Origin of the sequence: Bacillus sp. 17RED48 (assembly GCF_019837545.1) — a bacterium.
GTDB classification, from domain to species: domain Bacteria; phylum Bacillota; class Bacilli; order Bacillales; family Bacillaceae_G; genus Bacillus_A; species Bacillus_A wiedmannii.
On sequence record NZ_JADAXG010000002.1, the window covers coordinates 399,548 to 412,946 of the forward strand.

A 13,399-nucleotide genomic window follows, 5' to 3' on the forward strand; every position below is an offset into this window, starting at 1 on the left:
CTTTGTAAGTAATTCTTAGCAAGTTGGGAGTGGACACACTATGACCATTCGTTACCCAAACGGAAAACGGTACAATCAAGCTTCACAACCTCATAAAACACCAATTAAAAAACATACTTATAGTAATAGAGGTATGTCCCTTGAAGAGGAATTGAATGAAACAAATGAATATTACTTAACCCATAATATTGCATGTGTACATAAAAAGCCTACACCTCTTCAAATTGTAAAAGTAGATTACCCCGCTCGAAGTGCTGCAGTGGTAAAAGAAGCGTATTTTAAACAACCTTCTACAACAGATTACAACGGTGTATACAAAGGGAAATACATCGATTTTGAAGCGAAAGAAACAAAAAATAAAACCAGCTTTCCACTTCAAAACTTCCACCTTCATCAAATTGAACATATGAAGCAAGTACTCGCTCATGATGGAATTGCATTTGTTATTATTAAATTTACACTTTTTGATGAACTTTATTTACTAGATGCAAAACATATTATTGCATTTTGGAATCGTCAAAATACTGGTGGACGGAAATCGATTACGAAAGAAGAAATAGAAGAGCATGGATCTTTATTATCATGCGGTTATCACCCTCGGATTGATTATATCCGTGTACTAGACACGGTTTATTTTTCGTGATAGAGTCATCACTAAGGCTCTTTTTTCGACTTTTGGGGAGAGAATGAAAGGTAGGAGAAAGTATAATGTCAGATAATTATCGTTCTCGTACAGAACGAAATCATGTAAAAAATCAAAAGCAAGAAACAAATAAAGAGAACAAACCAAAGAAAAAAGGCTCCTTTTTAAAAAAATTCCTTATAGGTTGTCTACTTCTTGGTATCGTTGGTCTTGTAGCTGGCGTTTCCGCTTTCTTTGTTATGGTGAAGGACGCTCCAAAATTAGACAAATCAAAACTTGTCAATCCTTTATCAACAAAGTTTCTTGATAAGAATGGGAACTTTTTCTATGAATACGGTGCTGAAAAACGAACCCACGTTACGTATGATCAAATTCCAAAGGTAGTTGAAAGTGCATTCCTTGCAACTGAGGATTCACGTTTCTATGATCATAATGGAATTGATTTTAAACGAACTACAAAAGCAGTTATGGAAAATGTCACTGGAGGCTTCGGATCTCAAGGTGGTAGTACGATTACACAACAAGTAGTCAAAAACTATTTTCTAACGATGGACAAAACTGCGAAGAGAAAAGTACAAGAATGGTACCTATCTTACAAATTAGAGCAACAATACTCTAAACATGAGATCTTAGAAATGTACTTAAATAAGATTAACTTAGGTAACCGTTCGTACGGTATTGCAACAGCAGCCAAAAAATATTATAACAAAGACTTAAAAGACTTACAGTTACATGAAGCTGCAATGCTTGCAGGTTTACCCCAAGGTCCTAATATTTATGACCCAACAAAACAAGACAACGTTGAACGAGCTACACAACGTCGTAACGTCGTATTATCATTAATGAATCGACATGGTTATATAACAAAAGATGAAATGAATAACGCAATGAAAATCTCTGTAACTGAGGGTCTTCAACCGTCTTCAGAAGTAACTGAGATGAAGTATCAAGCATTTTTAGATGCTGTTGTAAAAGAAGTTGAAAAAGAATATCCCGATATAAATATCGGTTCAGATGGTTTAACGATTCATACAACACTTGACCAAGATGCTCAAGATTACGCTGACAAAATTATGGATGGCAATCTCATTAAGTATCCTAACGATCAATTCCAAGGATCATTCGTATTTATGGATACACAATCTGGAGAAGTTCGAGCAATTGGAGCTGGGCGTAAAGAAAGTAAGTCTACTTTCAAAGGTCATAATATGGCCATTGATCTAAAACGCCAAGTTGGTTCAACAATGAAACCAATTTTCGACTACGGTCCAGCAATTGAGAATTTACAATGGTCTACATACCATCAATTAAATGACTCAGAGTATACGTATTCCAATGGTAAAAAAATACGAAATGCAACAAATAGTTACAAAGGTGACGTTTCACTACGTGAAGCTTTGAAAAAATCATTAAACATCCCGGCTTTAAAAACAGCCCAAGCGGTGGGTCTTCCTAAGTCACAAGCGTTTGCTGAAGGGTTGGGTATGACATTTAAAGACGGCAAAACATATGAATCAACAGCAATTGGTAGTAACGATAGTTCTCCATTAGAACTAGCAGGTGCATATGCCGCATTTGGTAATGACGGTGTATATAATAAGCCTCACTTCGTAAAAGAAGTCATCTTCCCAGACGGGAAAAAGAAAAACTTTAAGCCGAAAGAACAACGTGCAATGCACGACTATACAGCATATATGGTTACTGACGTACTTCGTGACGTAATAAGACCTGGTTCTGGTGGTACAGGTCCAACAGCATACGTTTCCGGTATAGACGTAGCTGGTAAAACAGGAACACAAAACTTTGATGAAGACGTTATAAAAAAATATGGTATCCCAGCTGATGCAAACAGAGATAGCTGGTTTGCTGGATATTCACCGCAATATACAATGGCGGTGTGGACTGGTTACGAAAAAGATAGCTCAGAAAATTACATTGGCGATCGCTCTACTAGAATTGCGCAACAAATGTTCCAAGTAATGATGAGCAAATTCGCTACAGATAAATCTCGTTTCGAACGCCCTTCTTCTGTACAAGAATTATATGGTGAATTGTACGTAAAAGGTGCTAAGAAAGATGCGGTTAAACAAATTAAAGTAGATGCACCTAGTGGTCTTAATGTCGCTTTCGATGGCGCTAGCACAGTTACACTAAACTGGTCTGGACCAGCAGAAGTTGATGCGTATGCAGCAAGCTATAAAGCAACTGACGGTTCAAGTGGTAGCCTATCAATAAGTGGTACGACAGCTACTCTTGGTGGTATTAAACCAGGCGTTACTTACAGCTTCTCTGTAGTAGCGAAAAAAGGTAATGGAACAAGCCCTGCAGTTGGTGCATCCTTCACTGCACCTGGCGGAACTCCAGACCCGAAAAAAGCTGAAGAAGAGGCTAAGAAGAAGGCTGAAGAAGAAGCTAAGAAAAAAGCTGATGAGGAAACTCAGAAAAAAGCTAATGAAGATAAACTAAAACAAGAAGAAGCTAAGAAAAAGGCTGATGAAGAACAGCGTAAACAACAAGAGCAACAGCAACAACAAGAACAACAACGTAAACAACAAGAAGAAGCTCAGAAAAAGGCTGCTGAAGAAGAAGCCGCTAGAAAGAAAGCCGAAGAAGAAGCTGCTAGAAAGAAAGCTGAAGAAGAGGCTGCTAGAAAAAAAGCTGAAGAAGAACAACACAAGCAACAAGAACAACAACAAAATACCGGAGGAGATACACCTCACGCAGACGGAAATGTTGTTACAACAGAATCTTAATACAAAAAAAGAAGTCCTTTCTCTTAACGAGAAAAGGACTTCTTTTTTGTTATCATTTTCTTTACATATAGCTTTTCTATTTCAATATACAACTGCGCTAACTGAATGTAGGAATGATAATTATTCGGTTTCTTTATAATGAACGAATATCGCTCCATAAAATTAACTGGTTGTACTTCCAATTTACTCGTATAAGCTTCCATTTCATTCAAACTATGAACAGGTTGCTCATTTAACCAAAATACAATCGATAACAAATGTGCCGCAAAAAGAATCATTGGACCTTCAGCTTCTTGCTTATTTCTGTTTCGAAATAGTGTAGCAATGTCTTCATGCTTACTTTTCCACACTTTCAACAGTACAGGAATACTATTTTCAATTTCATTCCATGGCTCATATTGTCTTTCAATATCATGTATAAAGTAAGTATTTTGTATTATTTCTTCAAAAGATTGGTCTGTGTGATACGTAATCGAATTCGCACTCTCTTTAAAAAATGGTACGCACCGAAACTCTTTCGGTATTTCTATAACTCGCTCCATCCTTTATTTCCCCTTCATTCGTTTCTTTCCTTCGCGACATATTTCTAGTAATCGGCACTCTTCACATTGTGGTCGTTGCGCCTTACAGTAATAACGTCCAAAGAAAATCATACGGTGGTGTGTAACTCCCCACTCATCCATTGGAATTTTCTTCATCAATGTCTTTTCCACTTCTAACACAGAATCTTTCCATCTACAAATTGCTAACCGTTTACTCACTCTCTCTACATGCGTATCAACAGCAATCGCTGGAATTCCAAATGCAACCGAAACAACTACATTCGCTGTCTTTCTTCCTACTCCTGGTAGTTTCGTCAGCTCGTCCCGGTCTTCTGGAACTTTCCCGTTATAATCATCTAGCAACATCTGGCACAATTTTTGAATGTTTTTCGCCTTATTTCTAAACAATCCAATGGAACGTATATCTTGTTGTAATTCTTCTAAAGACACACTTAAATAATCCTCTGGTGTTTTGTATTTTTGAAATAAATTTTTCGTCACTTTATTTACAAGTGCATCTGTACATTGTGCAGATAATGCCACCGCGATTACTAATTCAAACGGATTATCATGAATTAATTCACAATGTGCTTCTGGATACATATCCGCCATTGTGTCTAAACAATAGCGAATTTGCGTTTTATTTAACATATACTTCCTCCTACATTACTGCTCCAACCAATTATAAAAAGGCACTTTCCCAGTAAATTTCGTCTCTTGTTTTGTCGTTTGCTGCGTTCGTTGTTGATTTGCTCTAAATTTCCGTCCTTGGTTTTGGGCTTGATCTACTGTTTTAATACCATTCTTTTTCCACTCAAATAAAATACGATCAATATATCGGAAATTAAGCTTACCACTCATTACAGCTTCCCTGAGGGCCGCTTGAATTAAATTCGGATGATGTTGATCTTGATCTTCCCACATACCCAACGTTTCACATTCAAACGGAGAAAGTGGTCTTCCAAATTCTTTTTCAAATACTGTATATAAATTTACTTGCAGTTGTTTTATTTCTTTTTGTTCTTCCTCTATTGATTCGTTCATTAAGAAATGCAATATTTTTTCCCATAGCGGTTGTAAAGAATAACTTTCACAAATCATCGCTTCTGATTTTTGTCCACCTTCTAATGATAAAAAACCTTTTTGAATCAATGTCTGAATTACTTCCATACATTTCATTTCAGTAATCGTCATCCGTTCTGAAATCTCTGACGGAGTCGGGAACGAATTGCCCGATTCTAAAAATGTGTGTACATGAAGTACAACCATAAATTCCACTTCATTTAACCCTAATTTTTTATAATGCATCATAAGTAATTTTGGAATTGCAATGCTTCCCTGCTCAAACCACTGTAACATCATTTTCTTTTTCATCACCAAACACCTCGCTCTCTAGTATAACACACCTTTCGCTATTTCTTTTTGTCACAATTCGTCAAAAAAACCTCCCTATTATGTAGGAAGGTTTTTTGTATTGCGTTAATAAAATATACAATTAAGCTTGCACTTTACTTTTCATAAACGTATGAATGCGTTCTAATGCTTTCTCTACTTGTTCAAGAGATGTCGCATATGATAAACGAACATTATTTGGAGCACCAAATCCTGTACCTGGTACAAGAGCCACTTTTTCCTCTTCTAATAGAGCTTTTGCCCAATCATCTACAGTTTCGTATCCTGATAAAGCTACAGCTTCTTTTACATTAGGGAATAAGTAAAATGCACCTTGTGGTTTAATGCAAGTAAAGCCAGGGATTTGAATTAATTTATCATAAATAATGTTTAATCTTTCTTCAAATGCTTGACGCATTGTTTCTACAGGTTCTTGTGAGCCTGCATATGCTGCAATTGCGCCGTATTGAGCGATTGAAGTAGGGTTTGACGTACTATGACTCGCTAAGTTCGTCATCGCTTTAATAAGCTGCTTATTTCCTGCTGCATATCCAATACGCCATCCTGTCATAGAATGAGATTTAGATACACCATTAATAATAAGTGTTTGTTCTTTTAATGCATTAGAAAGCTGGGCAATCGAAGTATATTCTGCTCCACCATAAATTAATTTTTCATAAATTTCATCTGAAACGATTAAAATATCGTGTTCTAAACATACTTCTCCAAGCTGTTGTAATTCCTCTTTGCTATAAATCATTCCTGTTGGATTGCTCGGTGAATTAATAATAACTGCTTTCGTTTTCTCTGTAATTGCCTCACGCAGCTGCTTCGCTGTAATTTTGTACTCATTGTCTTCCAGGCCTTCTACGTAAACTGGCTTACCTCCAGCAAGCTTTACTTGCTCAGGATAACTTACCCAATAAGGAGTTGGGATGATAACTTCATCTCCTTCATCAAGCAACACTTGGAATAATGTATATAATGCATGCTTTGCACCGTTACATACAATAATTTCAGATGGATCATACGCAATTCCTTGATCACGTGTAAACTTCTTCACAATTTCTTGTTTTAACGCTTGTAATCCACCTGTTGGTGTATACTTCGTATGTCCTTCTAACATCGCTTTATGTGCAGCATCCATAATATGTTCTGGCGTATTAAAGTCAGGTTCTCCTGCCCCTAATCCAATTACATCATGACCTTCTGCTTTTAATGCTTGTGCCTTTGCTGTAATTTCTAAAGTTGCAGATGGTGTTAAAGCAGCTACTCGCTTTGCTAATTTCATTTGTAGTTCCCCCTACATCTATTTTTCAATGCTGTAATGACCAGCATAAGCCCCATTTTGAAACTCTAAATAATAATACGTATAACGATCTTCCTGATCAATATATGTAATTTCCCACAACGGAATATCGTTTTGAGCACCTAATTTTACTTTTATAATTTCTTTTGGCTTTGGCTTCGGCTCATCGCCTTTTCCTGTAGCTTGTTCAGCCAACTTTTGCAAAGCTTCTTTTTCAGGAATACCTTCACTCTTTTTCTTCACAAGGACATTCCCTTTTTTATTTGGCACCCAAACAATAATTTGTTCTCCTTTTTCGTCTACACCTTGTACGACTGTATATGAAGAATTTCCGTTATAATAATCTACAGATTTTACTTTTGTAAGCTTTGCCTTTTCTTTTGCAATTTCTACAGATTTTTCCTCTTTATGGATTTTCTTTTCCATTGCTTTATTATAAACATACGCCCCATATATTCCGCTAGCAACGATTACGATAACGATTGCAAAGATCCACTTTTTCATTGTATCACTACGTTCTGTAAATCGTAAATACAGCTGTTTCTTTATCTTTTTCGTCTAATGCTAATCCGAACATGAGGTCCTGCTCTTTTAACGTACGATTCAAACTATCAACAATTTTATACAAATCAGACGAATATTTAAGACGCGTCGTTGATAGGACTTCGATTTTCTTATCCATGAAAAAACTCCTCCGTTACACAAAAATTTCTAATTATAGAAGAACGCAATACGGTTACAATAAGAGTACATTCTTTACAACCCCTGCTTCATCACCCATCTATTATAGCAGGACATGTACTGCAAAAAAAGGTTTCAAGTCGAAAACCAATACATTTTGTATACAAGAAGTAAGAAAAATAAAATTCCTCCTACCCACATTTTTTACGCCTGAAGCTTAAATGTACTTCAGGCGTATTTTTCTTCCAATTTTATTTATTTGGCCGTTCCTTTAATTGTTCTAATAATTCTTCTAAAGGGCCTTCATAAAGCGGAACAGTTGGGATTGATTGTAAAAAACGTTTTCCATAAGAAGCGCTTGTCAAACGACGGTCTAATACAAATACTGTTCCGGTATCTGTACTTGTTCTAATTAGACGACCAAATCCTTGTTTGAAACGCAAGATTGCTTGCGGGAGTGCTAACTTAGCGAATACGTCCTGTCCTTGATTTTGTAACCACTCTCCTTTTGCTTCCATCATCGGTTGATGCGGAGGTGTAAAGGGAAGTCGTACAATAACAAGACAACTAAGGGCATCTCCAGGTATATCTATCCCTTCCCAAAAACTACTTGTTCCTAACAAAATCGATTTGTCGAACTCTTGAAATTTACGAATGAGACGACTTCGGCTCTTATTATTCACACTTTGCGTTAATAATAAATACCCCTCTAATTCCTCATCATTTTTCAAATTCGTATACGCTTCTTTCAACATCTCATAAGAAGTGAATAAAACAAGCATTCTACCTTTTGTAGCTTTCGCTATTTTTGCAATATGTGCCGACACAGATTCAATATATTCTTCATTACTTGCTTGCTTAATAAAAGGCACATCTGTTGAAACCATTAATTTCATCTGTTCTTCAAAACGGAATGGTGACGGAACCTGTAATGTATTGGGAGCAAAATCATATAAACCTAGCTCTTCTTTTATATAGTCAAATGAATCGTTTACTGTTAACGTTGCTGATGTGAAAATAACACTCTTTTTCTGTGTTAAAAATTCATCCGCAAGCCTTTCACCAATATGAACAGGCTGTGCATATAAAACGGTTGAATGAATTGTCCCCTTCGTTTCAGTCTCCATCCATGTCACGTATGAATTTTTTTCTAAAATGAGTAATTGTAAAGATTGTTCCATCTTTCTCAACAACTCAATTAAATGCATAAATTCACCTGTAACAACATGCATCTCCCATTCTAATTTACTTTGCAATATATCAACTTGCTTCTCAAGTGTAGTCAATAATTTTCTTACATCGTATACAAAACGATTTGTTAACTCGGTAATGCTATCCCATAACTTACCTTTCTCTACTTCCGTGTTATATCGATAAATGAGTGGCATATTGCTTATCCCTTGTTCCTGCTTTGTTTGTTTAAAGATGAAAGCACGTAACATTTGGAATAGCTCATCCGCATCAAATTTCAATTCCTTCAAACTATGACTCACCATACGAAAAGTCGAACGAGAGGCTTGCTCTGATTTTTTCATCATTTTATATACTTTAGAAAGTACATCATCTGTTTCTAGCGTACCAAGACGAGATAAAACTAATTGAAAATACATACAGGAGAACTGTTCACCTAATGTTCTACTCGCCGCTTCCTCGATATGATGAGCTTCATCAAAAATAATATGTTCACATGAAGCAAATAGTGGTTCTTCGCTTGAAAAATCTTGAAATAATAACGCATGATTTGTAATAACGATATCTGCAAATAATGCTTTATTCTTTGCTCGTTGATAAAAACAACGGCTATACCAGTTGCTTTGCATCCCGCCTGGACTATGTACATCACTACAAATACGGTTCCAAAGTAACTTTCCGCCCTCAGGAATATTTAATTCATCACGATCGCCAGTTTCTGTTTGCAATAACCACACTAAAATTTTTGCCTTTGTGAGCGCCATATCATAATTTTTCTCTTCCTCTTGCAAAGCATATTCAAATTTATGTAGACAAAGATAATGCTTTCTTCCTTTCAAAAGAGCTACTTCAAATGAAAATGGCATTATTTTCTGTAATAATGGAATTTCTTTTTCTAATATTTGTTGTTGCAGTTGTACTGTTTGGGTACTTATGATGACAGGTTCTTCTTTTTTCGTTGCAAAATAAATACTTGGAAGTAAATATGCAAGAGTCTTCCCTGTTCCTGTTCCTGCTTCAATTAGTGAAAACCTAGAATCTCTTAGTGCTGTATATATTTCCTTCATCATAATCTGTTGGCTTTCTCTTTTTTCAAACTTTGGCATATTCAATTCAAGTTTATCGATTGCCTTATGCAAGAAAGCATCAAATTTAGATGAACATGTTTCACTGAGATTTAAAGCATAATTTCGTTTTCGAAGCGCAATATTTCGATATACTTCATACCCCTCTGCCGCTTTTCTACCATGCATCATTTTCTTTAAAATATTTTCAGAAAGTACATCCGCTATATCACTTTGAAAAACATCGCTCAATTCATAAAGCGATTGCAAGGTGACAAGTGGCAAATTTACAATTTCATTTAAAAATTGTAAAAATAATTCCGCTGTTGCAAGAGCATCACTATCCGCACGATGCGGTTGATCGTGCTCTAATTCATGTTGTTTAGCTAAATCACGTAATTTATAACTATCAGCCGTCGGCAAAAGAATTTGCGCCAACTCAACTGTATCAACTTTCGGACAATGTACTTCTGTATATCCAGCACGCCTTAATTCTTCTGTTAAAAAATTCCAATCAAAGTGAACGTTATGTGCAACGAAAGCTGCACCTTGCAATAGCTCAACAACCATCGGGGCTACATCTTGAAATAACGGGGCTTGCTTAACCATACTCTCATCAATCCCTGTTAATTCTGTAATAAATGGCGGAATCTCTCTCTTCGGATTAATAAAAGATGAAAAAATCTCTAGTATCTCTCCATCTTCCACTACAACAGCTGCGATTTGGGTAATTTTATCCTTCCCGTCCTTCCAGGAGTTCCCTGTCGTCTCTAAATCCACAACGACATAACGTTTACTCATATATGTAACACCTCAATTTCTTACCTATCAAACACAAAATTATATAATGTTACTATACCACGTTTTATCTCATCTTAATGAAAAGATGCACAAAAAAGCTATCTCCGTAATAGAGATAGCCTTCTTACTTATAATATCGTACCCGCTTTTTCAGCGCCTAACATTTGGATAATTTGATTATCATCGTCTAATACTGCAATTTTCGGCTCTTGGTTATGAATATTTTCTTCTGCCACTAAACCGTAGCAAATAATAATAACTTTATCCCCTGGCTGTACAAGCCTTGCAGCTGCACCATTTAAACAAACAACACCGCTACCTCGTTCTCCTTTAATAACATATGTCTCTAAGCGAGCACCATTATTGTTATTTACAATTTGTACTTTTTCATTTTCTATAATATTTACTGCATCCATTAAATCTTCATCAATTGTAATACTACCTACATAATTTAAATTTGCTTCTGTTACCGTAGCGCGATGTAACTTCGCTCTCATCATTGTGCGAAACATAGATGCTCCCCCTTATTTAACCGTTAATGTTATATTGTCAATTAATCGTACATTCTCAAATTTAACTGCAATTGCTAAAATCATTCGTCCTTCAATTTTATCTATTACTTGTAGTGAAGGATAGGCATATAAATCAGCATAATCTACAGTGCCTTTCGTATACGTCTCAATATACTCTTTCACAAGAGTTGTAATGATTTCTGCATTACGTTCGCCTGCTTCAATTCTTTCTTTCGCTTTACATAGACTGCTGTATAAATGAGGAGCCTCTTCACGCTCTTCTTGTGATAAATACACGTTACGAGAACTTTTCGCTAATCCATCTACTTCCCTCACAATATCCACTGGTACGATCGTAACCGGGATATTAAAATCAGCGACAAATCCTTCAATGACAGCAACTTGCTGTGCATCTTTCATACCAAAATAAGCACGCTTTGGCAATGTAATATTAAATAGTTTCATTAGTACAGTCGCAACTCCAGCGAAATGACCAGGTCTTTGTTTGCCACATAATACATCAGTACGTTTCACAACTGCTACTGTTGTCGTTTGTTCTGCTGGATACATTTCTTCTACGCTCGGATAAAATAAATAATCTACACCGTTTTCTTTTGCTACATTTTCATCTCTATCAATATCACGAGGGTATCGATCTAAATCTTCATTCGGCCCAAACTGTAGTGGATTGACAAACACGCTTAAAACTACAATTTCATTTTCTGCTCTTGCCTTACGTAATAAAGTCGCATGACCTTCATGTAAATAACCCATCGTTGGAACAAAACCAATACTTTTTCCACTTATACGAAGTTCGTTTGTAATTTGCTGCATCTCTTGCACTGTAGTTACGATTTTCATTATTGTTTTCCTCCGTATAACGCTAAGCATTCTTCCTCTTTCATTGTGAACGAATGTTTTTCTTCTGGAAATTGTCCCGTCTTTACTTCAGTAACGTATTGTGAAATCCCTCGCACAATCTCCTCTTGAACAGACGTATATTGCTTCACAAATTTCGGAACACGATTTACGCCGTATGAGATAAGATCATGATAGACAAGTACTTGCCCATCTACTTTTTTCCCTGCTCCAATTCCAATCGTCGGAATTGTTAGTTGCTTCGAAATTAATTCCGCTAACTGCATTGGCACACATTCTAACACAAGCGCTATCGCACCAGCTTCCTCACATCTCTTCGCATCTTCTATTAATTTTTTTGCACTTTCAGCATCTTTCCCTTGTACTTTATACCCACCTAGTACTCCTACAGATTGAGGAGTTAAGCCTAAGTGTGCCACGACAGGAATTCCCGCATTCGTCAAGTAATGAATAGTTGATACCACTTCCCCTGCACCTTCTACCTTCAATGCATGAGCACCACTCTCTTGAACAATGCGGCGTGCATTCACCATCGTATCTTGAGGCGACACATGATACGACATAAATGGCATATCAGTTACAATAAACGTCTCTTTCGCTCCTCGGCGTACAGCTTTCGTATGATGAATCATATCCTCTACTGTGACAGGTACTGTTGAATCGTAGCCGAGCACAACCATCCCAAGGGAATCTCCAACTAGAATCATATCAACTTCAGCTTCTTCTGCTAACTTAGCAGATGGATAATCATACGCCGTTAGCATCGTAATCGGCTCACCTTGCTCTTTCATCTTCAAAAAATCTGTTTTTGTTTTCAAAAACTACTCCTCCTTTATACAGGAGAGAGGAGATGGCCGAAATCATATAAAAAACCCCTCTGGCCATAAAAGGGCAGAAGGGTTGTGTGTTAGTCGGCATTATTCATCCCTCTGTCCCAGTCCGTTATTGGATCAAGGCAGAATCCAAGTTATTATTTTTCGTATTGCTTCGAATCATGGTGCAGTTCGCTCTGATACTGCCCACATTCGAACTAATTATAGCAAACTCCAAAAAGGAATTACTACATTTTTTTGAAAAAATAATTTTTTATTCCCATTACGGTATGTGAAAATTTCATAACTAACGAACTCATAGAAAGGGTAAATAGCTTTTAGTTTATATGCATTGTATAACTCGTGAACTAATGATGCAGGTTAATTGAGAAAAGTACTTACAAAAGGAGAATTGCGAATGTTTATGAACAAATGGTTATTTCCATCGACCGGTTTGCTTCTGATGATTGTAGTGATGATAACTTTTAGCTCCTTCCATGCATTTGCCTCAGTTAACGTTGTAACACAACCTATCGATTCAACGAAAGTAATTGAGGTCGAACTGAATGATGATTACTTTCATCCAAACGTCATCACCATTCCAATTGAAGAGTCAACAACATTGTTATTAAAAAACAAAGGTAAGAATGAACATACCTTTACAGTAAAAAAACTCGGCATTGATGTCGTAGTCGAGTCAGGAAAAGAAAAAAACATTACCGTGAAACCTAAAAATACTGGTACATATGAATTAATATGCCGGTACCATCTTCTTAAAGGAATGGAAGGCAAAGTAATAGTCAAATAAAAAGAAGTTCCT

The 13,399-nt window shown here is 36.4% G+C and carries 13 protein-coding genes; 3 read left to right on the plus strand and 10 right to left on the minus strand.

From position 1 onward, the window contains the following. Nucleotides 1-40 precede the first annotated feature (40 nt). Entirely contained in the window at nucleotides 41-643 is a 603-nt protein-coding gene (gene recU / locus ILT06_RS08680; RefSeq protein WP_064476602.1) for a Holliday junction resolvase RecU, read from the plus strand. A 65-nt stretch (nucleotides 644-708) separates the two neighbouring features. Then, a complete protein-coding gene (locus ILT06_RS08685) occupies nucleotides 709-3,396 on the plus strand; it encodes a PBP1A family penicillin-binding protein (protein WP_088048409.1) in 2,688 nt (895 codons plus the stop codon). A gap of 23 nt (nucleotides 3,397-3,419) precedes the next feature. Here the strand turns inward: ILT06_RS08685 and ILT06_RS08690 are convergent, their stop codons facing one another. From ILT06_RS08690 to panB, 10 genes are all read right to left on the minus strand, one after another. Continuing rightward, nucleotides 3,420-3,938 carry a YpoC family protein gene (locus ILT06_RS08690; protein ID WP_064476604.1) on the minus strand — a complete coding sequence of 173 codons (519 nt, stop codon included), beginning with the start codon at nucleotides 3,936-3,938 and terminating at the stop codon, nucleotides 3,420-3,422. A gap of 3 nt (nucleotides 3,939-3,941) precedes the next feature. Then, nucleotides 3,942-4,589 (minus strand): endonuclease III, encoded by a 648-nt coding sequence (gene nth, locus ILT06_RS08695; RefSeq protein WP_002158563.1) that lies wholly within the window; start codon nucleotides 4,587-4,589, stop codon nucleotides 3,942-3,944. Nucleotides 4,590-4,604: 15 nt separating this feature from the next. Beyond that, nucleotides 4,605-5,312 carry a DNA replication protein DnaD gene (gene dnaD, locus ILT06_RS08700; RefSeq protein WP_064476605.1) on the minus strand — a complete coding sequence of 236 codons (708 nt, stop codon included), beginning with the start codon at nucleotides 5,310-5,312 and terminating at the stop codon, nucleotides 4,605-4,607. Nucleotides 5,313-5,433: 121 nt separating this feature from the next. Continuing rightward, a complete protein-coding gene (aspB, locus tag ILT06_RS08705) occupies nucleotides 5,434-6,621 on the minus strand; it encodes an aspartate transaminase AspB (RefSeq protein WP_000761545.1) in 1,188 nt (395 codons plus the stop codon). A gap of 18 nt (nucleotides 6,622-6,639) precedes the next feature. Beyond that, nucleotides 6,640-7,143, minus strand: a complete 504-nt coding sequence (locus ILT06_RS08710) for a cell wall elongation regulator TseB-like domain-containing protein (RefSeq protein ID WP_000758745.1) — start codon at nucleotides 7,141-7,143, stop codon at nucleotides 6,640-6,642. A gap of 7 nt (nucleotides 7,144-7,150) precedes the next feature. Beyond that, a complete protein-coding gene (locus ILT06_RS08715; RefSeq protein WP_000358354.1) occupies nucleotides 7,151-7,321 on the minus strand; it encodes a YpmA family protein in 171 nt (56 codons plus the stop codon). 250 nt (nucleotides 7,322-7,571) lie between these two features. After that, complete coding sequence (gene dinG / locus ILT06_RS08720; protein ID WP_222655021.1) at nucleotides 7,572-10,376, minus strand: ATP-dependent DNA helicase DinG; 2,805 nt, start codon at nucleotides 10,374-10,376, stop codon at nucleotides 7,572-7,574. 128 nt (nucleotides 10,377-10,504) lie between these two features. Continuing rightward, nucleotides 10,505-10,888, minus strand: a complete 384-nt coding sequence (gene panD, locus ILT06_RS08725) for an aspartate 1-decarboxylase (RefSeq protein WP_075308788.1) — start codon at nucleotides 10,886-10,888, stop codon at nucleotides 10,505-10,507. Between the two features lie 12 nt (nucleotides 10,889-10,900). Next, nucleotides 10,901-11,749, minus strand: a complete 849-nt coding sequence (panC, locus tag ILT06_RS08730) for a pantoate--beta-alanine ligase (RefSeq protein WP_222655022.1) — start codon at nucleotides 11,747-11,749, stop codon at nucleotides 10,901-10,903. Next, nucleotides 11,749-12,585, minus strand: coding sequence for a 3-methyl-2-oxobutanoate hydroxymethyltransferase (gene panB / locus ILT06_RS08735; protein ID WP_000853116.1), 837 nt, complete (start codon nucleotides 12,583-12,585; stop codon nucleotides 11,749-11,751). Before panB ends, panC begins: the two co-directional genes overlap by 1 nt. Nucleotides 12,586-12,997: 412 nt before the next feature. Here panB and ILT06_RS08740 point away from each other — a divergent pair, with 412 nt between their 5' ends. Then, a complete protein-coding gene (locus tag ILT06_RS08740; RefSeq protein WP_142315013.1) occupies nucleotides 12,998-13,387 on the plus strand; it encodes a cupredoxin domain-containing protein in 390 nt (129 codons plus the stop codon). Nucleotides 13,388-13,399: the final 12 nt, after the last annotated feature.